This is a genomic window from bacterium (assembly GCA_035370465.1).
GTDB lineage: Bacteria > Ratteibacteria > UBA8468 > B48-G9 > JAFGKM01 > JAGGVW01.
The window spans coordinates 15,563-37,541 of sequence record DAOOVW010000012.1 but is presented as its reverse complement, the minus strand read 5'-3'; the positions used below and the strand labels follow the sequence as shown (position 1 = coordinate 37,541).

Below are 21,979 nucleotides of genomic sequence, written 5' to 3'. Positions count from 1 at the left end.
CTAAGTTAGAGCATACGGGGTTTACATTGATAGAGTTGCTTGTGGTAATAGCGATTATAGCGATTCTTGCCGCAATGTTATTACCTGCATTATCACAGGCAAGGGAAAAAGCAAGACAGACAAGTTGCATGAATAATCTAAAACAATTAGGACTGGCTGTTCAAATGTATGCAAATGACTATGATGATTGGTTACCGCTGGCAGTGAACTCGGGTGGCTATTTTGTATGGAGCTGCACATGGGTTGGTGAATTGATGCCTTATTTGGGAGCGCCAGCCGGACAAGGTTATGAAGTATGGAGCGGGTGGACTGCTAAGGTTCCTCGTAACATAAAAAAGTTGTTCATCTGTCCTTCGGGAGAAAAAGAACGGGTGATTTCTGTGGGAGGCGTCTCAGGGGGTCCTAACTATGGATACAATAGCTGGGTAGGACGGTATGGTGATGTTTACCAGTATCCTTCCAATTCTCGGTATTGTCCCAAAAAATTAAACCGGGTGAGAAAACCAGAAAGAGCATTCCTTATTGCAGATGCTAATAGTACTTACAATAAGAGTAACAATTACCAGTTCCTCTTTATCTCATACGTAATGTTCGATGCAGAAACACCTTATTTTCACTACAGGCACAACAACGGAGCAAATATCCTTTATGTAGACGGACATGTGGAGTGGAACTCAAAAGCGAAAATTGAAAGTAAGAGGGACGACCACGACTTTTGGCTTGATATATCTACTCCGTGAGATATTACCGGTCACCTGGAACAAAAATTGTCTCTGACGAAGATAAAGAATCTTCCGGACTAGAGTTAGAGATAATTTATTTTTCTGCTGATTTTAAATAGCAGAGGATGTTTTTATGTTCGGGTTACCAGCGAATAATAGGGAAGATGGGCGACAGCCGGGTGATAAGGTTACAAAACAACCAAGCGACTCCCCAAGGAGGGAAAATGAAGAGAAGTATATGGTTGATTTTTTTGTGTTGTTTTTTAGTTAGCAGCAGTTATTCAGCGGAGTTAGTCGGATACTGGAAATTTGATGAAGGAAGTGGAGAAACAGCCTGGGATTCTGCTGATGGACATCCTGGTGAGATTCATAACGCGGTATGGACTGAGGGTAAAATTAAAGGGGCATTAGAATTTGACGGAAAAGGTAGTTATGTGGAGGTAAAGGACTCTGCTAACAGTTGTTTTGATCTTACCAGTATGACTCTTTCTGCGTGGATATACCCTAAGGCATATCCTGAAAGTACTCCGGTCTATTGGGCGGGAATTGTTGGTAAAGGTTATTATACCTGTTCCGTGTACGGGCTATATTTGGGCGCTCACAAAAAACTCGTTTTCTCTGTTTATGGCCCTTTTGGCGAAGGTGGTAAGGTAGGAAAATTCACTTACGGAGAGAATAATAACTCGGTCATAAAACTCAACCAGTGGTCTCACGTGGTAGTAACATATGATAATTATAAAGTTAAGTTTTACATCAATGGAAGACTGGATTCCGTCTATGAGGAAACCAGGCTACCCTATACTAATGACCAAAGTGTATTTATCGGATCAGTTTATAAAGATGGGAGGTATTTTAAGGGAATTATTGATGAGGTAAAGATATATAGAGGTGCACTAACTGACCAGGAAGTAGAAGAAGAGTATCAAAAAAGCGGAGGGGAAAATACTCCTCAGTCGGTTTCTATACCCAAAATAGACGTCCCCCCCCAAATAGATGGTAATCTTAATGATCTTTGTTGGCAACAAGCCCGAAAAGTTGACCTAACAGAAAATATGACTGGTGGACCTGTGCGGTGTCCGACTACTTGTTACATCTGTTACGACGACAATAACATCTATTTTGGATTCCTATGTAAGGAACCCTATATAGACAAGATTAAAGCAGATGAAAAGTACCGGGACGGAAAGGTATGGGAAGATGATTGCGTAGAGGTATTCATTGATACGAATTTAGATAGAAAAAGTTACTATCATTTTAGTTTAAATACCCTAAATACTCAGGCAGATGAGAAGTGGATAGATCCCCTTTGTGAGGAAACTGGTTGGGATGGTTTCTGGGACGGGAAAACAGTAAAAGGCCAGGATTTCTGGTCGGCGGAAATTGCCATTCCCTTTTACAATTTTTCTTTCAGCCAAGAAGCATCCAGCACCTGGGGGATAAATCTTTGTCGGGAGCGTAAGGTAGAACCAGAGTATAGTGCATGGGCACCTACGTTCGGGGGATTCCACAAGCCAGAGATGTTCGCTACTGTTAAAAATATAAACATTGATTTTCCGCTGTACCAAATTAACCCATCATCTTCAAGTTTGACCTACAAATTGGGACAGACAGGGCCAGGTTTAGTTTTCTCCCAGAAATTAAAAAATTGTTCCCATGAATCAAGAAAGATTGATGTCAGAATGAAATGTCTTACGACAAAACAGGAATTTAAAGAAACAGTATCTCTATTGGCCAATGAAGATAAAGAATTAAATTTCCCAATTTCCCTTAATGAGAAAGATACAAAGTATAAATTCCAATTAGATATTTTTGATATTATATCTAACAAGCGTTGTCATCTCTCAGCAAAGGAGGTAAAAATGCCTTCCCTCGTTAGTTCCTATTTTACCAGGGACTATTATACTGATGAGAAAAATGCCAAACTTAAAAACAAAATTAACATAGAAGGAATACTCCCCTTTGGCCTTACCGCATCTCTGAAAGTGGTAAAAGGAGACAAAACGATTACCGAGACTACGAACATCCCGATTTCAGAGGCAGATTTTTCTGTGGAGATAAACATTGACAATTTACCACCTGGGGAATACATGGCTCTTCTCTCTGTATACCAGAAAGAATCTGTTATCTCATTGAGTGCCATTCCATTAATTAAATATACTCCGAGTATTTATGAAATAAAGTCAGATCGAGAAAATCTCTGGACATTAGTGAACAATACCCCTTTTTTTGCAATAGGAATTATGGATATTCCTCAGGATAAAATTTCAGAATATGCCCGGGCCGGATTTAATATTACTGTTGGGCCTGAATCCCCAGAATTTCTGGATACCGCCTACTATAATGGAATGATGGTAATTGTTTCTACCTACCAGCACAGTGCTCCCCGTGATTTTTTCAGCACAAAACCTCTTGACGAATTAGAGAGAATTATCAGAGAAGGTTCTTTAATTCCTAAAATAAAAATGTGTAAAAACCATCCTGCCTTTTTTGGATATTTCTGGGACGAACCCGGAGAAAAAGAAGCCGCCGGTGTTTCCGTGGAGTACAGGATAACTAAAGAATATGATCCGTATCATCTCGTTTTCCCATGCTTCTGGGAACCTTCTGGTCCACCGATACCATCCGATCGCTATGACATATTGGATACTGATCCCTATTGGCAACCGCGACTTGGAGAAAAAATAACCCGCCACGTGGAAAGAGTAGATACTTATTGGAAAGTAGCGAATACCATCAGAAAACCATTTTGGGTAACACCGCAGGCAGATGGGTGGAGTCAAGAAAGTAAAATAACATCCTCTCAACAAAGATGTCAGACATATCTGGATCTTATTCACGAAGCAAGAGGGATTGTTTACTGGGAGTATAATATCGCCTCGCAGGATATGAAGGAGACCTTGAAGAAATTGGCCGGAGAAATAAAAGAATTAACGCCGATTTTACTCACCAGTAGCCCTAGTCAAGCCGTATCCGGAAAAGAAAAAACAGGCATTGATTTACTCTTAAAGTTACACAATGAAAAAGCGTATATTATTACTGCCAACATAAGTGAAGATACCAAAAAAAATGTACAAATAAAATTATCTAATATTGATACAAATACGCAGGGGAAAGTTCTTTTTGAAAAAAGGACAGTTTCTATAGTAAACGGCGCCTTCAAAGATAATTTTGAACCCTATGCCACTCACGTTTACGAAATAGGTGTATTGTCCGAATTACCTGATAAGCCAATTGAGGTAAATATTGAGCTGCTCTCTTTAGAGAAAGTACCAACAAAGGAAGAAAAAACATGGACAAAAAATCTTGACCGATTACCTGGAATAAAAAACCCGGGTTTTGAAGAAGAGGACTCTGGTCAACCGGTTTATTGGGCAAGCAACCTTTGTTGGGAGTATCCAGAATATTGTTCTTTGGACTCCAACGAACACTTGGAAGGTAAAAAAAGTTTAAGGATGTTTGTTTCAAAAACAACTATTTTTTCTCCTGATACCGGTTATGGATGGACAAAAGAGGCGAGTTCCTTTGATCTGGGTAGTAAAAACGAATTATTAAGATATGGACACAGGTTCTCTGGCATTTTTAAGGTTTCTCTGGACAATGGAGAATATACTGTGATTGCAACCATGAGAAGTCCTAATGACATTTCTGAACTGGAGAACGGAGCAAAACATCCCTTAAAGGTTGAAGAAAAAGATATTCCGGAGATCAAAGAGCTTTTCCCTGAGTACGAAAACAGAATTAAAGAGTATACTTTTGGAGTAAAAATTGAAGATGGAAGTTTAGATTTACAAACCATTTCAGACGGTATTTTTGGATTGAGAATAATACCGAAAGATGAAGAAAAAGAAGAAATAAAGTTTATTTTTACTCCCGAAACAGCCCAGACAAAAAAAGGATATAAAAAGGTAATAGCTCCTAAATTTCCTAATATTTCTGTTTGGACCGAAGAAGGAGCGCCACCTGTAAACGGCGGGAGAGATTATGTTCTTTCAGTGCACTTAAAAAGCGACATCTCTGATTTACCTGTGAGATTAAAAGTTCTTGACTACAATTGGAGAAAACACCCCAATCCTACGAATAAAATTGTTAATGTTGGCCCGGAGTGGAAAGAATATACTTTTCAAACTCGAATGCACCCTGAACAGGATAGAGCAAGGGTATACATTATTACGGAGGGTAAAGCAGGAACTCTCTGGATAGATAAGGTGGAAGTAAAGGAACTTGATCAGCCATAGAAAACAGCGAGTTTTAGGTAAAATATTTGTAGTCCCAGGGGTGCTGAAGGCAGCGCGTTGCGACAGAGTCAATCAAGGGGGAGAAGGCCCTGGCAGAAATAGTCAGCCATTATCAGGTGCATCCGAGCCGAGTAGCGAAATGGAAGAAGCAGTTTCTGGAGCAACTACCTAATGTTTTCAATGGTGAATTGAAGAAAACGGATCGGACTGCAGAAGAAATTCAGGTGGAGTTATACTAGGGGATTGGGCAATTGAAGGTGGAAACTGGGCTACCCTAAAAAAATCTCAATTCTTGGAGTAGAGAAAGCAGAAGAAATAAAAAAACAATTAGAAGAAAAATATAGTAAGAAAGGATATTTTTTACCTGGTGAGATAGAAAAATCTTTTACAGAAATGCAAATCCTAATTGAACCCCATTAGAGTAGACCTAATTTTTAGCATCTAAGATATTTTATTGCTCAATAATATATCTAACTAAACTTGAAGAAGTTATTTTAATGTATTTTCAGAATTAAGAGAGTTTTTATTTTCTGAGCGAGTTTATTTGATAAAAAAATTTGAACTTTAACTTTGCTTTTAATATAGTATAAAACTGAATAAATATTCTTATCAGAAAGGCAGGGTTGAGTAAATATTTACAAAATTTCAAAAGTATTTTATATAAGTGGGGAAAAATGCAGATAAGACCAAACGAAATAAAACCAGGCAGTATTATAAAAAGACGAATATCAGGTATTTTTTGGCATATGGGAATATACATAGGAGATAATCAAGTAATCCATTTCCATAATCCAGAATTAGGACATGGTGTAGATAAAGGTATTTTTGGGAAAAATGGTGCTACAATTCGTATGGAATCGTTGAAGAAATTTGCAGAAAAAGAGCATGTTGTTATACATACTGAACCAAAAAATAAAAAACACGCCCAGAAAGTAATAGAACGAGCCAAGAATTTTTACAAAAATCCAGACGAATATAATGGTAAATACAACTTATTAACGAAAAATTGCGAACATTTTGCTACAACCTGCTTTGGTAGAGATTTATCACCTATGAGACAAACTACAAAAGTTATTATCTCTTTCGCAGTTTTAATTATTACTGGAACAGTATTAAAAAGTAGAATAGGAAGGAGAAATCATACTTAGTTTTTATAAACACTCAGATAATATCAGAACATGGTCTTTTACAAAGGATCTCGAGGAAAATCATTATGCAGAACTTTGAGGATTGCAGGGTAGCAGAAGAATAAAAATCCACCCTTACCCTCCCTCCTTTGTCAAAGAAGGGAGAATATTTTCCCCCTTTTGTAAAGGGGGATAAAGAGGGGGATTTAGAAGACAGGGAATTGTTCTATACAGTCCAAAAGTTCGTCCTATAAACTACCCAGAGGCTCGCCTTATGAATGACGGAATCCTGTGGAGATGTTTAGAGTGGACTTACGTACCATCCTTATCCTCCTTCGCTATATGCTTAGACAGACAAACGCAGAAGATATAAGTTGATTGGACAGGATTACTTTCTACTCTCTTACTTAAATTCACAGGATCCTGCGGATATGAACGGGAACCAGAGAATTAGCATGAGGACTCCCTATCTCACAATTCTTTTAAAAGTCCTATCTTCACATATATTTTTAAAATCTGCATCATTTTTTGCGTTTTCTTTTAATGAAGGGTCTAATTTTATTGCTTTTTTTAAACTTTTCAGCGCTTCATCTTTTCGGTTATCTAAACTTTCTGCACATGCTTTTTCATAATAACATACTGCAAATTCAGGGTCTATGGCAATTGCCTTATTAAAAGTGTCTATTGCTTCCTGATACCTGCCTAATTGTCTCAGATTTGAACCTTTATCTGTTAGAATAAAAATATTCTCAGGCTCTATTTCAAGAGCCATATTATAATAATAATCTGCTTCCTGCCCTTTATTCATTTCTTCTAAGGTAGCCCCTTTACCCCATAATGCCAGTATATATTTAGGGTCTATTTCTAATGCTTTATTAATATAGACCAGACCTTCTTGATATTTTTTAAAAGATGCCAGCGCCAGTCCTTTCTGAAACAGCAACTCTATATTTTCTGGGTTTATTTCTAATGCTTTTTCAAAACAATTATATGCCTCTTCATACATTTCTCTCTCATTATAAAGCAACCCCATTTGAAAATAAGCAAAAACATCATCAGGATTTTTTTCTATATCTTTTTCATATAACTGAATTTGGTTCTGGATTTCTTTTACTTCTTTTTCATTTAAAGGAATATGTGCATTCTTCATTTTTGATGTATCAGAACCTTCAAATATTTGTTTTTCAACTATTTGTTCCATTCGCAGTATTATAAAACTCATATCTGATAACAATTTTTGTTTTTTCTCTTGTATTTCAGGAATATCAGGAATATCTTTTAATATCTCCAATATACATTTTATGTAAAGTACTGTCTCCAATACATCTATTGGGTATTTATTATCAGATTCATATATACAAGGCATTCCTGAAATATTTATACCTGATAATCCGTGTAGAAAGACCTTTTTTATTGTATCTATTGCAAGGAAAAAATGATTTATTGCTATTACATAGTTTTTTTGAATTTTCCCTGATAGTCCTATCTCTATATGCAATTTAACCTTCTCATGGGCTGATTTTTCATATTCTATAAGTCCTAAAAATTCTTCTTCCCACTTATATATTTCTGATGCCTTTCCAAGACATATCAATAAAATTAAAATATTCTGACAAAAGAGTAATTTTTCTTTTGCTTTTTCATCTTTTATCAATTCATATCCTTGTAGATAATATTGTAATGCTTGTTCATAGTCCCCTTTTTCTGCATATGAGATGCCTTTAAGATAATAATCAAGAGGTGTTATATCACAAGTTTGATTTTCTATATCTTTTTCATATTCTTTGTAAGTTATCCCATCAACAATTTCAACAAAATTATCAAAAAATTTCCCATTTAGAATAACCCTATCGGATTTGTAAAACTTTTGTAATTGTTCTACTATTTCTATTATTTTTTTATCTGAAAGGTCAAAATAATCTGGCTCCACTACTTCTCTCTCCAAAATGTTAGCAATATCAACAACCATTTTAGGTGTTATTTGTATTTTGGAATTGGGGATATACCCTTTTTCTGAATATAATTGATTTAATATCCTATCATTGACTTCTTTCGTTTGACTACTATCAAAAAACTTCGCTATTTGTTCTAAAAACTTAAAAGCATCTGCTGCTCTTTTATCTAACATATCAGTATTAATACTATTTTTACATCAAAAACATAATAAAAAGTAACATTCCCCCTCACCCTTTCCCTCTCCACCGAGGGGAGAGGCTCGGTGAGGGGAAAATATTTACTCTATATATGCTGTCAAATTGGTATAATTTCTCTTTTTGAATTCATATAGTAGTATTTGTTTTTAATTCATCAGAAATACTAAATTTTTATTTGGTTAAAAAAATTATCTAATTCAACTAAAAGATTTCGTCGTAGAGTCCTATATGATATAAAAATTTAGAAATTATTTCAATTTTCTATTTGCACAGGTGAAATAATATTACCTTGTTCATCCATGACAATATAAAGTTCTCTTTCTTTGTTAATTTGAGTAAGAAATTCCTGTAAAAATTTTTTTATGGCATCTTCATGTTCTGTCAATTGCTCTGTAAATTCTTGTATAGTGTTTTCTAAACATCTTTTATTTTCTTCTATCTCTGAAGGTATTACAGCCCAAAAATTCTTTTTTATCTCTTCCGAAATTTCTGCAATTACATTCTTCATTTGTTGTAATTTATCTCTAATTTCCTGGAACTTTTTATATTTCAGGGAATCTTCGATATCTTTTAAAATTTCTTTCGTTCTTGAAAGAAGCATATCATCTTTTTTAATAAGTGCATTTGCCATCCCTATCTTAAATTCTAACAGCCGAGATGTAACCTCTATGCGCTCTGCCATCATTAATATTTGGGAATATTGAGTTATGTCCTGATTTATATTTTTAAAAGCATTGTTTAAATCATCAATTTTACTACTTGAAAGCTGACTTGTTGTTTTTCTTAGATTATTAGTATCAAGTGATTTTATCATTGTTTGATATTGACGCTTAATTCCACCCGCTTGGACTCGAATACGATGAATCATAATAAGGTCTTCTCTTATATATGTTTTTCTACTTGATAGCTCGTTTAGTATGTCATATCCATTTAGTAAAATGCCTACTTTTTCCGTAAGATTTAATTGTAGCAGTTTATCTAAAAGTTCATGAATTGTTTCCAATTGCTTAGAAATTTCATGCAGATAATGTTGTCCTGTAACTATACTCATCGCTTGAAAAACTATAATCGGAGCGAAAACCTCTACAGGACTTATTTTTAGGAATCCTGCGTGTCCTGCAATCTTTTGCCCTTTTAAATCTTTAAGTATTGAAGAATATGTGCCATTAGTATATTTCATCAGGTTGGTAGCAGTGGCTTTATACAAATGCCCTGTCTGTGCCATAGCATAGGAAGAAACAGCTGCATTTGGGATAATTTGTTTTGCAGAATTTACCATATCGGTAAGTTGCTTTTCAATATTTTTGTTAAATTCAGTTCTTTTGAAAACCAATGGTGGTAAATCAGGATAGTTACCAGATTTTATTACAATTTCCATAGGTATTTCTTTAATAGGTCTTTCTTTAACTTGTGAAGATAATGTTTTTTCTTCACTATTTTTTTCCTGAACTTGTCTATATAGTTTTGTTTTGAGGATGACTCCCAACAATATTCCAATGATTAATGAAGTTCCTACAATTAATATAAAATTTCCCATATTTCCTCCATTCAACCAGAAGTTATTATTATCTTTTTATTGTATCTTTGTTATTTTGACCTCTTTCTGAGTGTATTCACTTTCGCATCTTTCCTTACTTTTCTTCCAGAAGATGTCTTCAGAACTTTCGGATCTATTGCAGCACGTTTAAGCAAGCCAGCTAAAGAAGCGTCTTTTCTTATTTTTCTTGCCATTTATTTTTCCCCTTTCCCTTATCAATACCTATTTGTTTTATATTCCCAGTGTCCTTCAACCCAGATTTTTATTGTTCTTTCTATTATTGTTGGTGGAATATACTTTTCAACATAATAATATGAACCATCTTCTTTATATACTTTAATTGTTTGATATCCCTCAGGAATAATATCATGGACAGTTTTCTTTTCCCAATGGGCTGGAATCCAAACTCGGTATGTATTAAGATATGACTGATAGGTCTCTTTGTATTCTTCTTTACAACAACATTTGTGATGGCAGTGGGGAATATCTTTAATAATATCTCCTGTTATAACTCCTGTTAAAACTTTTCCTGTTGTTTCCCATCCACTACCAGCATAACTTTTAGATACTATTAAAAAAAGTGCCACAAGAGAAAACATAAACAATCTCTTTCTTACCATTTATCTCCCTGTTTATGTCCCTGCTTGTCCTTCATTGTAATACTATTATCTAACTTTGTCAAAATTTTTTGAGGGATGCTGTTTGATTGACAATAAGATTTTGCAGGAAGAAAAATTACATAAGTTAAGAATAAACAATTTACAAAATGTAGTAGCGAGTTTAAGAACTGAATTCCATTATATATTATGAGATTTCATTACGAATATTATTGCTACAAATGTATATTGTTTATCAAAATAATCTATTAAAAAGAAGGAAGATATTATTGCTCATAAGGGAGACTTTCCTACTTTTGCAAAGGGGTAAGAAGGAAATTTATAAGAAATCCATCCTAACCTTCGTTGTGCTATCTGGAAGACGATGATGCACCAACTCTGAGAAACAAGGTAAGCAACTTTAGTCGGTTTTACAAAGGAAGGAAAAAGAAGGAATATTATTTTATTGGTAAAGATTATTTCAAAGTTGAAGTTTTAAAGTTTAATAAAGTGATATTAAAATCATTTCCTGCAAAATCTTGTTGACAAAAATAAAATTTTGTATTAAATTTTATTACAGGAGGTAAAATATGAGAAAAATTATAACAGTAAGCATACCAGAAGATATGAAAAAACAAATTGATAAAATAGCCGAGGAGGAAGGAACAACTCGTAGTAATATCATAAAAGAATCATTACAAAACTATTTGTTTATCCGAGAATTTAGAACTCTGCGTGCAAGGATGATGAAGAAAAGTTCCCGTGTGTATACTGATAAGGATATTTTTGAACAGGTCTCATGAAAATAGTATTTGATACCAATATTTTAATCGCTGCTTTTATTTCGCGTGGAGTATGTAACGAATTGTTTGAACATTGTGTTTGTTTTCATGAAATTTTTATTTCAAAATTTATCCTTACCGAATTTTCTGAAAACTTGATTAATAAATTTAATTTTTCTAAGTATGAAGTAAATAAGGCAGTTCAATTACTCCAAAGTCGTTTAATAATTGTAACTCCTAAAAAACTGGCAGAAAATATTTCTCGTGATCCAAAAGATGATTTTATCCTTGCTACTGCTATTCAGGGTAAATGCCAATGTATTATAAGTGGAGATGAAGATTTACTTATCTTAAAACAATATAAAGGAATTGATATTGTTTCTCCGCAGGATTTTTGGAGATATGAGAAAAACAAATAATAAATAGAGCAACTACTTTAGAATAGGACCAAAGGTATAACAAAACAAAATTTAAGATGAAAATACTTCAAGATATTTTTTTTTCTAATTTATAAAATTTATAACAAAACAAGTATTATTTCTTTTTTATTACTTAACAACTTTTACTTTAATGGGAGTGCCAAAAGAGGAACTAACACGATAACCATCAATTTTAGTGATATTAACATCTATTTCTTGCTGACTTGCTGTTAAATTTTTAGAAAACAACAATGGTTTAAATAATAGACCAAGAAGAGCAACTGCAATTACTGTCAAAATAAACTTTGTATACCCATCCACTTTCAATTTTATCTCTTCCATTGTCCCTCCTTTTTTTAATATCCCTTTTTCTATTTGTAAAAACAGAAACAACTATCTTTTTAAAATTGTAAACTACTCCCTTAAATTATCCAAATAGAAAAAGAAACAATGTGTTGGAACAGATTTTTAATATCTCAACGAATTATTATTTTAAGTAGATTTTTATTTGACACAACAGGAAGGGACTATTTTTTAAATTGTTCTTCTAAATCAATAGGGTCTATTGCGGTGATTTCTTTGACTGCTTTTATTCCTTTGTCTACCGTACAAATAATGTCGATATGATTTTTAAGCATCACTGCTAAATGCAAAGCATCCCTGGGTTCAATTATATTTCCATACTCTTTTCCAAGTTCAATTGCTAAAGTTATATCACGATAAGTTATTGGTAAGATATTGTTTTGTTTAATTATTTTTAAGGTATCTTTTAATAACCCAATTCCTCTGTCTTCATCTCTCCTATAATGCCTATACCAAATTTCTTGAAAAACTTCTGTGTCTGTATAAGGAGTAATTTTGTTATCTAAAATTGCTTGAAGAATATCAAGACAGGGATTTTTATAAATACTTGCTTTGCCTTGTGCATACTCAAAAATACAAGTGTCTAAAAATATATTCATTTACTCCTTTCCTATAAATCCTTCTCTAATTTCTTTTTTCATTGTTTCCCAGTCAGAAACATCTCCTTTTCGAGAAGATATGCGTTTCAATGCTTCTAATTGTTCCTGATAATCAACTTTTTTAATATAGGCATTTTCCACTGCTTCCCTGATAAGAGCAGCCATAGAAACATCTCTTTCTTTGGCAAGATTTCGCAATACCTTATATTGTTCTGATGTTAAAATAATTTGAGTTTTTACCATTTCTTCTTTTTCTTCTTTAATCATTTTGGTTCCCCTTATGTTATATCATTATCTTACATTATTATATTATTTAAGAAATAATTTGTCAACAGTCATGCCGTCGTTCCACAAAAATAATCTCCAAGAAAGAGTGTTATTCCCTCAGAAACAAATTTTTAAGGATTTTTAAAGGGGAAAATTGCCTCCCTCCTTTGTTAATACTCAGACGGGCAAGCGCCGAAGCGATAAGTTATGCTTATGGGATTTTATCAAATCCCCTCTATCTCTCGTTGTGCCTATTGGTAATGTCTATTTTTTCCTGTAAAAACAAGAAGCAACCATCCATAAAATTTTCAACTATAAAATTTATAAAAAATCTCTACAGGATCCTGCGGACTTTTAAAAATGTTAAATTTTTTTTGTTCAACCCGCGCGGTTAGATATTTTTATAACTTCATTCATACTTCCACTTCTATATCCATCAAGGTCAACTGTTATATATTTATAACCGAGTGTTTTTAGTTTTTTTACAACTTTTTCTTTCATTTTTACCAGTTTTTCAATTTTCTGTTTGTCTACTTCTATTCTCGCAATTTCTTCATGCTCACGAATTCTAACAATTTTAAAACCAAGAGAAATTAAAAATTTTTCTCCTTCTTCAATTCTTTTTAATTTTTCTCTTGTTATTTTTTCTCCATAAGGAATTCTTGTTGCAAGACAGGACATTTGTGGTTTATTCCAGGTAGGTAATCCAATTTTTTTTGAATATTTTCTTATTTCTTCTTTTGTTATGTCAACCTCTTTTAATGGAGAAAGGACATTAAAAATTTTTTTTGCTTTCTCCCCGGGTCTATAATCATTTTCGTCATTTTTGTTTGTTCCATCAATTATATAATTAAATTTATTCTTTCTTCTTATTTTTTCCATTTTCTCAAATAACTCTTTTTTACACCAGAAACATCTATCAGGAAGATTTTTTATAAAATTTTTATTTTGAAGTTGGTTTGTCTTTATTTTAATGTATCTTACTCCACAACTGGCACAAAATTTTTCTGCAAAGTCCTTTTCTTCTTTGGTAAAAATATCAGATATGCTAATTACTGCAATAACATTTTCTTTTCCAATTGTTTCAACTGCTACTTCCAAAAGGAAAGAACTATCAACCCCACCTGAATAAGATACAATAACATTTTGTAAATTTTTAAGAATCCCTTTTAATTTTTTTATTTTCTCTTCCATTGTCCTGTTTTCTTCTTCAACTTTTATTTTTCCCTTCAAATGGGGGATTATATAGAGTTTATTCATTACTACTGACTTTAAAACTTGATTGTCTATTACTTGCAAAACTATAATATGAGTTATCACCAATAATTATATGGTCTAAAACTTTTATTCCAAGTATTTCCCCACTTTTTTTAAGTTGGTTGGTGAATTCAATATCTTCCTGACTTGGCTGTGGGTCACCCGATGGATGGTTATGAACGCAAATAAGACAGCAGGAAAAATTTTCAATTGCTTTCTGAAAAATGTTTCTTATGATTGGATTTGCCTGATTTATAGTCCCTTGTTCAATTTCGGACATTTCAAAAATTCTATTTTTTGCATCTAAATGTAAGACCTTAAAAATCTCAAATTTAAGGTCTCTCATCCTTGGTAAAATAAATTTTACAGCGTCTTCTGGATTTTTTATTTTTATTCTTTTTTCTTTTAGAACCTGTTCTTGCATTCTTCTTCCAATTTCAATTGCTGCTTTTATCTGACAGATTTTTGCTTCTCCCAGTCCTTTTATTTCTTCCCATTTTTTTAAATTTATATGGCTCATATTTCTGAATGACTTAAATTTATTCATTATTTCCATTGCAAGGTCAACTGCACTTTCTCCTTTTGTACCTGTTCTTAAAAGAATTGCAAGAAGTTGAGCATCAGAAAGAGTATGTTCACCATCTCTTAATAATTTTTCTCTCGGTTTTTCATCTTTTGGCCAATATTTAATTGAATTTTTTTTCATTTTTAAAAGAAAAGATAAAAACGATACCCATTAGAACAAATATAATTCCCATTATAATAAAATTTTTCTGATAAGTAAATTTACTTCTCATAAGACCTAAAAGGAAAATGCTTGCCCCAATTCCAAAGTCTCTCCATAAAAAAGTGGAAGAGATTGTATTTGCTCTTTTATTTTCTGGGATAATTTTACCAATTCTTACCGTTATTGCAATAGGAACAATTTCATATAGCCCACCTATAAAAATTATTGAAAAAATTGATAAAGGAATTGATTGATAAAAAGAAAAAATTATTAAAAAGAGTCCTGAAAATAAGAAGAAAAGAAAAGGTATAATAATTTCACCAGTTTTGTCAATTAATTTACCACCAAAAAAACTTAAAATTCCTGCTGAAAGATAGAAAAGGACGATTATTTTACTGAGAAAAGAAATTGAGAATTTTTCTGCAATAAAAAAATTAAGTTGGTTGACAACTAAACCATATCCAAAAACACTTATAAACATAGCAATGGTAAAAATTGTTAATTTTTTTGAAAATGCAGTATTAAAATTAAATTTTGAAAAAGATGTTTTCACATCTTCTAAAAAGAAGGTAAATAAAAAACCAGAAAAAGTAAAAAAGAAAGCGACTAAAAATAAATTTCTAAAATTACTTATTATGGCAATCTGTCCTAAAACAAAAGAACCAATTAAAAGCCCAACTTGAACAAAAAAACGAAGATATCCAATTTCAATTCCATATCTATTTTCATTTGAAATTTTAAGAAGCATTGTGTGAACAGATGCCCATAGAATGCATGCTCCAAATCCCCAAATAATAGCACCTAAAATAAATATACCTAAATTTTTAAAGGCAAAAAGAAAAAAAGCAAAAAGACAAGAGGCAGGAGCGCCAATCATTATTCCTTTTTTCAGACCTAATTTTTTAAGAATAGATGGAGCGAAAATTTCAGTAAAAGCCATTGTAAAATAGACACTTGCAAGAACAAATGAAAGAGGAATTGGAGAATAACCTAATTCCTTAAGATATACATTGATATATGGTTGAGAAGAACTCGTCCCTAAAAATATAAAAAAGAAAATACACCATAATAAATATCTGTTTTTCAAATTTATTTTAATTTTTCACTCCAGACCTTTATAAAATATTTTAAAGACCTATCATAAGTTTTTTCTGCATCTGGTGGGAAAAGACATCCAGGAAGTTCGTTATTTATCCAGTGGGACCTTAAACATTCACAACAAACACCTTTTTTCTCACATGGATAAGAACAGGTACAACTTTTGATATTTTTTTCTTTGTTTTTACAATTATCCATTTTTATTTTCAAGTTTGTCTTTTATAAAAGAAACCATACTTTCAATATCCATTCCAAATCTTTTTAACAATTCATCTGGTTGTCCTGAAGCACCATAATTTGTAACTCCTTTTCTGTAAAATTTACCATTATATCCATTTTCAGAAAGGTAAATTCCAACTGTCAAAGAAAGTCCTGTATCTATATGGTGGTCTTCATAAGTAATTAAAAAAGATGTTTTTAATGCTTTTTCCATAATTTCTTTATCAATTTCTGCTGGAAATGGGAAATTTATAACTCCAATAGAAATTCCATCTTTTTTTAATTCTTCAACTATTTCTATTGCTCTATAAACCATACATCCATAAGTCAAAATATAACCATCTTTACCTTCTCTTATTAAATCACATTTTCCATATTGAATATTGTAGTTATCTCCAAAATAAATTTCCCCATTTTCTTTTGTAATAATTGGTAATTTTGACCTTCCCATTCCAACAAACCAATTTCCCTCTTTATCTGAAATATATCTTATAACTTTATCTGTTTGATTTGGGTCTGCTGGTATTACTATTTTAAATCCAAAAATATTCCTTAAAACTCCAATATAATCAATACATTGATGCGTTTTCCCATCTTCTCCTACATCAAGGCCTAAATGAGTGCAGACAAGTTTTAAGTTTGTAAAATTCTGGTCATTAAGCCGTTGTTGATTATATGTCTCATCAACTCCAAAAACACCAAAATCAGAAAAGAAACTTATGACCTTATCAGTTGAAATTGCTCCTGCAATGGTAGCAGCATTATGTTCCTGAACTCCAACCTGAAAGAATCTTTCAGGAAAGTCCTTTTCAAAATAATCTGTTTTTACACTTGAAGATAAGTCACAATCAAAAACAACAATTGGATACTCATTTCCAACATTTAATTTTGCTATATCGTCAAGCGCTTTTCCATAGGCAGTCCTATTATCTGTTTTTTCTTTATATATAATGGGATTACCTTTTTCAATTTTTGGAGAGAAATAAAACTTTCTTTCTGGATATTCCCATTTTTTCTTTCTTAATTGTTTATATTTATCTAAATCAACTGAAATTCCCAATTCATCAATTGCTTTTTTATATTCTTCTTCATTTAATGGTTTTCCATGATATTTATGCTGATTTTCCATAAAAGAAATACCTTTTCCCATAACTGTTTGAGCAATTATACAAACAGGTCTTTTAATTTCAATTGAATTTTTAATTGCATCATAAAGAGAGTTAAAATCATGCCCATCAACACCATCAATAACTTCCCATCCGTCTGCTTTATAATTTTCATATATTCTACATGGCATAATTTTTTCAATATTTCCACTTATTTGTAATTTATTATAATCAATGATAACTGTAATGTTATTCAGACCATATTTTACTGCAAACCTCCTTGCCTCTCCTACTTGTCCTTTTGTCTGTTCTCCATCGCTCATTAAAACAAATGTATAACTATCTCTATTATGAATTTTATCAGATAAAGCAAAACCACAACCAGCAGAAAGTCCCTGTCCTAAATTTCCTGTTCCCCACTCAATACCTGGAACTTTTCGGACAACATGACCTTCAAAAATACTTCCACCAAGTCGGAAAGTTGAAAGTGCGATGTCTATATCAAAAAATCCTAATCGCCCTAAAACAGAATAAACAGCAGCAGATGTATGCCCATGACTTACAATAATTTTATCTCTTTCTTGTAAATCAATACTTTCTGGGGAGATATTTGCGAAGTACCATGTAGTTAAAAATATATCAAGAGATGAAATTGCTCCTCCGGGATGTCCTGAATTCGCAAGAGTTGTCATTGTTAAAATATCCCCTTTACATATCTTACTTAAATTTTCTAATTTTTCTAATTCATCCTTTTCCAATTTTTCTTTTTCAAATCTTCCCATTTCTTCTCCTTTTTGAAAAATAATTTTAACATACCAGAAATTTTATTCCAAATTTTTGAGATAAATTTTGTAAAAAGATATTTTGATGAGAAAATTTATATAATTGTGTAGAACACATATAATAAATTAAAACGAGGAGATAAATGTCAATATACGAAAAGATTGATAATGCCAGGAAATTGTTAAGACTTGGGGAAAATGCAACAATTAGAGAAATAAAAGAAGCATATAAAAATTTATGCTTAAAATACCATCCAGATAGGTGTAAAGAGAGAGACAAAAAGAAATATGAAGAAATGATAAGGAAATTAAATGAATCAATGGAAATACTATTGAATTATTGTGTTAATTATAATATTTCTTTTAAAAAAGAAGATATAAAGAAAAATACAATAGATTATCAGGAATATTATTTTGAGACATTTTTTGATGACTTATGGAGAAAAAATAAAAAGTGAAAACAAAAATAAATTTATAATGAATAAATGGAAAAAAATGTAAAGAGTTCGTATAAAATGATTTTGTTTTTTGGGATTGTTAGTTTATGTGGAGATATTGTTTATGAAGGTGCCAGAAGTATAGCAGGACCGTTTCTATTTTCTCTCGGTGCAACAGCAGTTGTAGTGGGTTTTGTTTCAGGAATTGGAGAGATTTTAAGTTATGGATTGAGATTTTTTTCTGGATACATAGCAGATAGAAAAAAAGCATACTGGTTTCTTACAATTTTGGGATATGGAATGATTTTTTTTATTCCTCTTCTTTCCTTTGCTCATAAATTAGAAATAGCAATAATTTTCTTTATCCTTGAAAGAATTGGCAAAGGAATTAGAACACCTGCAAGAGATACAATTCTTTCTTATGCTTCAAAAAATGTAGGAACTGGTTTTGGATTTGGACTTCATGAATTTTTAGACCAGATTGGTGCTGTTTTAGGACCAATGATTTTTACTATACTTCTTTTCAGTAATAAAAAATATTCTGCTGCTTTTAATATTTTGTGGATTCCATATCTTATCCTTATGGTTATTCTTTTTATAACAAAAATGAAATATCCAGTCCCACAGGAACTTGAAAAAAGAACAGAAGAAAAGGATACAAATCAAGTAAAAAAATTACCTCCAATTTTTTATAAATATACTATTTTTACATTTTTTGCTACATCTGGTTTTGTTAATTTTCAACTTATTTCCTATCATTTAAAATTCAAAAATGTTTTTTCTCTTGCTCAAATTCCTTTGCTTTATCTTATTGCTATGGGAATTGATGGTCTTACAGCAATAGGAATTGGGAAAATTTATGATAAGATAAAATTGAAATGTCTGATTTTAATTCCTTTATTTAGTTTCCTTATTCCTGTTTTCTCTTTCACAGAAAGCAAATTACTTGTATATTTTGGAATTTTTATCTGGGCAATTGTAATGGGAATACATGAAACAATTATGAGGGCAGCAATTGCAGATATGATACCTGTTGAAAAAAGGGGATTGTCTTATGGGATATTTAATATAATTTATGGTTCGGGCATTTTTATTGGAGGAGTTGTAATTGGCTATTTATATCAATATGTGCAAAAACTTATTGTTCCTTTTGTTCTTGTAATTGAAGTTATTGCTTTTATTCTTTTTCTCAATTTAATCAAGAAAGAAAATCAAATTGTTCAATAAATCCCTCTTAATCTCTCGTTGTGCTTGCTGAAATCTCCCTTTCAAATCCCCCTGTCTCCCCCTTTTAGAAAGGGGGAAATGGCGAAGCGGGGACTTCTTCTCCTTTATCTCCCTCCTTTAAAAAAGGAGGGTGGGGGTGGATTTTTATTATAAATCTCTCTTAAACTCCCGTTGTGCTATCTGGAAACCCCGTCTGCTCAACTTATTGCTTCTGCGCCTGCCCGTCTGAGCATTAGCAAAGGAGGGTAGGGCTGGCTTTTATTAAATCCCCCCGCTAAAAATCCTTTCTAACTTCCCTTTGTCAAAGGGAAGAATATACTTACTTACCTTATTGTTTCAAGAACCCGGTTCTCACAGAGAACCATGTTCTTCTATCTTAACCTTTTATAAAGTGGGAGACGATGAAGCACCAACTCTGAGGCACAAGGTAAGCAACTTTAGTCGTTTTTCAAAGAGGGGAGTATCTCTCCTTCCTTTATCAAAGGAAGGCCGGGATGGATTTATATTAAATTTTCCCTTCAAATCCCCCTCTATCCCCTTTACAAAAGGGGAAACGTTTGGCTCCCTTCTTTGAAAAAGACCCCGCCCATAGGCTGTAGCCTACTAGCTACGGCCGAGAGAAGGGGGAGGATGGAATGGATTGTCTTACACAGAAGGGTTTAGAGTTTTGCTTACAGACCATCCCTACCCTCCTTTGCTAATGCTCAGACGGGCAGGTGCCGAAGCGATAAGTTATGCTTACGGGATTTCCCTATATGACTTTCATTTATACTTGCTGACACAAACTGCCCAAATTTTTACTGATAACTTAGGTTATTTGAGAGATTCTTTTTTTATTTTCCCTATTCCTGTTTTTGGTAGTTCTTTTCTAAATTCAACAATTGTCGGAATTTTATAAGAAGCAAGGTATTGTCTACAGAATTTTTTTATTTCATTTTCTGTTATCCCATCTTCTTTTGGGACTATAATTGCTTTCACGCTTTCTCCTCTTAATTCATCTGGAACACCAACAACTGCTACTTCTTTAACTTTTGGATGTTTATATATAACTCCTTCAATTTCAGGTGCAAATACATAAAGTCCACCAACTTTTATCATTTCTTTTTTCCTGCCTACTATGTAAAGATACCCATCTTCATCAAATCTTCCAATATCTCCTGTGTATAACCACCCATCTTTAATTACTTCCTTTGTAATATCTGGCTGATTGTAATAACCAGGAGTTATTGGCCAGCCCTTCATTATTAGTTCTCCAACTTCTCCTTTTTTTACTTCTTTCCCTTCTTTATCAATTATTTTTACTTCAATCCACGGAACAGGCATGCCGACTGAATCCAATTTTATTTTATCAAGAGGATGTAAGAAATTTGGTGCAGAACTTTCTGTAAGACCATATCCAGAAAAAAGTTTTGCATTTGGAGCAACTTTGCTGAATTTCTCAAGTATATCAGGGGAACTTGGAGCACCAAAAACAGCAGCCCATTTAAGGTCAGGTAATAAAAACTCATCAATTTCTTTTAGGTTTAATATCCCGATAAGCATTGTTGGAACAATAAAAAGAAAGTCCACTTTCCAATTTAAAAGATTTTTTAGCAGTAAAAGTGGCTGGTACATTCTCATAAGGACAAGTTTAACTCCAAGAATTATCAAAAGAGGATAAATAATTCCTCCATTATGAGAAAAAGGGATACAGCATAAAGTTGTCTCTCCGTCTTTGAAAAGATTAAAATATCTAAATGATTCTATTGGACTTTCAAGATTTTTATATGTCCATATAACCCCTTTTGGAGTTCCTGTTGTTCCAGAAGTATAAAGAATTAAAGCAATTGAATTTTCATCAATATCTCTTGTAGGAAAAGAAGAAGGAAAATTCTCACTATCTCCTATAAAAAGTGTATTTTGAACCTTTTCATCAATAAGGATTATTTTTTTAATTGAAGGTACCTTTTTCTTTATCTCATCTGCATTGAAGTCCTTAAAATTATAAGTTATAAGATACTCTGACTGGCTATGATTTAGAAGTGTGCATAGTTCATTAACTTTAAGTCGGTGGTCAATAGGAACTCCTGTTGCACCCATTTTAAAAATTGCGAAATAAGAAAAAATATATTCAGGGGAGTTTTGAAGGAAAATTCCAACTTTTTTTCCTTTTTCAATCCCTATACTTTTGAAAAAATTTGCATATTTATTTGTTTTTTCTAAAACATCTTTGTATTTGAAAATTTTATCCTCAAATATAAGACATTCTTCATTCCCTTTTTTTACAACAATTTCATCTAACAATTTACCGATATTCATTTTCTTCTCCTATGTGATTTTTATTATT

General features: G+C 32.4%; 20 protein-coding genes. 7 read left to right on the top strand and 13 right to left on the bottom strand.

What is annotated here, in order from left to right; genetic code table 11:
- The first annotated feature begins 26 nt into the window (after positions 1–26).
- The 3 genes from PLW95_02990 (at position 27) to PLW95_02980 (ending at position 6,105) form a co-directional block, all read left to right on the top strand.
- The gene (locus PLW95_02990) at positions 27–740 is read left to right on the top strand and encodes a DUF1559 domain-containing protein (protein HOV21631.1); all 714 of its coding nucleotides are present in this window, start codon (positions 27–29) and stop codon (positions 738–740) included.
- Positions 741–946: 206 nt separating this feature from the next.
- Positions 947–4,957, top strand: coding sequence for a sugar-binding protein (locus PLW95_02985; GenBank protein ID HOV21630.1), 4,011 nt, complete (start codon positions 947–949; stop codon positions 4,955–4,957).
- A gap of 674 nt (positions 4,958–5,631) precedes the next feature.
- Positions 5,632–6,105, top strand: coding sequence for a lecithin retinol acyltransferase family protein (locus tag PLW95_02980; GenBank protein ID HOV21629.1), 474 nt, complete (start codon positions 5,632–5,634; stop codon positions 6,103–6,105).
- A gap of 445 nt (positions 6,106–6,550) precedes the next feature.
- On the opposite strand, the gene PLW95_02975 is transcribed toward PLW95_02980, so the two are convergent.
- The 4 genes from PLW95_02975 to PLW95_02960 form a co-directional block, all read right to left on the bottom strand.
- On the bottom strand, positions 6,551–8,212 hold the full coding sequence (locus tag PLW95_02975; GenBank protein ID HOV21628.1) for a tetratricopeptide repeat protein: 1,662 nt from the start codon (positions 8,210–8,212) through the stop codon (positions 6,551–6,553).
- Between the two features lie 278 nt (positions 8,213–8,490).
- A complete protein-coding gene (locus PLW95_02970) occupies positions 8,491–9,774 on the bottom strand; it encodes a hypothetical protein (GenBank protein ID HOV21627.1) in 1,284 nt (427 codons plus the stop codon).
- Positions 9,775–9,824: 50 nt separating this feature from the next.
- Positions 9,825–9,968: a hypothetical protein gene (locus PLW95_02965; protein HOV21626.1), complete on the bottom strand. Its 144-nt coding sequence runs from the start codon at positions 9,966–9,968 to the stop codon at positions 9,825–9,827.
- A gap of 21 nt (positions 9,969–9,989) precedes the next feature.
- Entirely contained in the window at positions 9,990–10,394 is a 405-nt protein-coding gene (locus tag PLW95_02960; GenBank protein ID HOV21625.1) for a hypothetical protein, read from the bottom strand.
- A gap of 566 nt (positions 10,395–10,960) precedes the next feature.
- Here PLW95_02960 and PLW95_02955 point away from each other — a divergent pair.
- Both PLW95_02955 and PLW95_02950 read left to right on the top strand, forming a co-directional pair.
- Positions 10,961–11,173 (top strand): ribbon-helix-helix domain-containing protein, encoded by a 213-nt coding sequence (locus tag PLW95_02955; protein HOV21624.1) that lies wholly within the window; start codon positions 10,961–10,963, stop codon positions 11,171–11,173.
- Positions 11,170–11,571, top strand: coding sequence for a putative toxin-antitoxin system toxin component, PIN family (locus tag PLW95_02950; GenBank protein HOV21623.1), 402 nt, complete (start codon positions 11,170–11,172; stop codon positions 11,569–11,571). The genes PLW95_02955 and PLW95_02950 overlap by 4 nt, the downstream gene beginning before the upstream one ends.
- A 129-nt stretch (positions 11,572–11,700) precedes the next feature.
- Here PLW95_02950 and PLW95_02945 read toward each other — a convergent pair whose 3' ends face one another.
- From PLW95_02945 to PLW95_02910, 8 genes are all read right to left on the bottom strand, one after another.
- On the bottom strand, positions 11,701–11,913 hold the full coding sequence (locus tag PLW95_02945; protein ID HOV21622.1) for a hypothetical protein: 213 nt from the start codon (positions 11,911–11,913) through the stop codon (positions 11,701–11,703).
- Positions 11,914–12,098: 185 nt separating this feature from the next.
- On the bottom strand, positions 12,099–12,533 hold the full coding sequence (locus PLW95_02940; GenBank protein ID HOV21621.1) for a type II toxin-antitoxin system VapC family toxin: 435 nt from the start codon (positions 12,531–12,533) through the stop codon (positions 12,099–12,101).
- Positions 12,534–12,800: a ribbon-helix-helix protein, CopG family gene (locus PLW95_02935; GenBank protein HOV21620.1), complete on the bottom strand. Its 267-nt coding sequence runs from the start codon at positions 12,798–12,800 to the stop codon at positions 12,534–12,536.
- A gap of 378 nt (positions 12,801–13,178) precedes the next feature.
- Complete coding sequence (gene larE / locus PLW95_02930; protein HOV21619.1) at positions 13,179–14,060, bottom strand: ATP-dependent sacrificial sulfur transferase LarE; 882 nt, start codon at positions 14,058–14,060, stop codon at positions 13,179–13,181.
- On the bottom strand, positions 14,053–14,763 hold the full coding sequence (gene radC / locus PLW95_02925) for a DNA repair protein RadC (GenBank protein HOV21618.1): 711 nt from the start codon (positions 14,761–14,763) through the stop codon (positions 14,053–14,055). The genes larE and radC overlap by 8 nt, the downstream gene beginning before the upstream one ends.
- Positions 14,744–15,871 (bottom strand): MFS transporter, encoded by a 1,128-nt coding sequence (locus tag PLW95_02920; GenBank protein ID HOV21617.1) that lies wholly within the window; start codon positions 15,869–15,871, stop codon positions 14,744–14,746. The genes radC and PLW95_02920 overlap by 20 nt, the downstream gene beginning before the upstream one ends.
- A 2-nt stretch (positions 15,872–15,873) precedes the next feature.
- Positions 15,874–16,080, bottom strand: a complete 207-nt coding sequence (locus tag PLW95_02915) for a hypothetical protein (GenBank protein ID HOV21616.1) — start codon at positions 16,078–16,080, stop codon at positions 15,874–15,876.
- A complete protein-coding gene (locus PLW95_02910; protein HOV21615.1) occupies positions 16,073–17,989 on the bottom strand; it encodes a transketolase in 1,917 nt (638 codons plus the stop codon). Before PLW95_02910 ends, PLW95_02915 begins: the two co-directional genes overlap by 8 nt.
- A gap of 143 nt (positions 17,990–18,132) precedes the next feature.
- Here PLW95_02910 and PLW95_02905 point away from each other — a divergent pair, with 143 nt between their 5' ends.
- Both PLW95_02905 and PLW95_02900 read left to right on the top strand, forming a co-directional pair.
- The gene (locus tag PLW95_02905; protein HOV21614.1) at positions 18,133–18,447 is read left to right on the top strand and encodes a J domain-containing protein; all 315 of its coding nucleotides are present in this window, start codon (positions 18,133–18,135) and stop codon (positions 18,445–18,447) included.
- 27 nt (positions 18,448–18,474) lie between these two features.
- A complete protein-coding gene (locus PLW95_02900; GenBank protein HOV21613.1) occupies positions 18,475–19,653 on the top strand; it encodes an MFS transporter in 1,179 nt (392 codons plus the stop codon).
- 813 nt (positions 19,654–20,466) lie between these two features.
- Here the strand turns inward: PLW95_02900 and PLW95_02895 are convergent.
- Positions 20,467–21,951 carry a class I adenylate-forming enzyme family protein gene (locus tag PLW95_02895; GenBank protein ID HOV21612.1) on the bottom strand — a complete coding sequence of 495 codons (1,485 nt, stop codon included), beginning with the start codon at positions 21,949–21,951 and terminating at the stop codon, positions 20,467–20,469.
- Positions 21,952–21,979 lie beyond the last annotated feature (28 nt).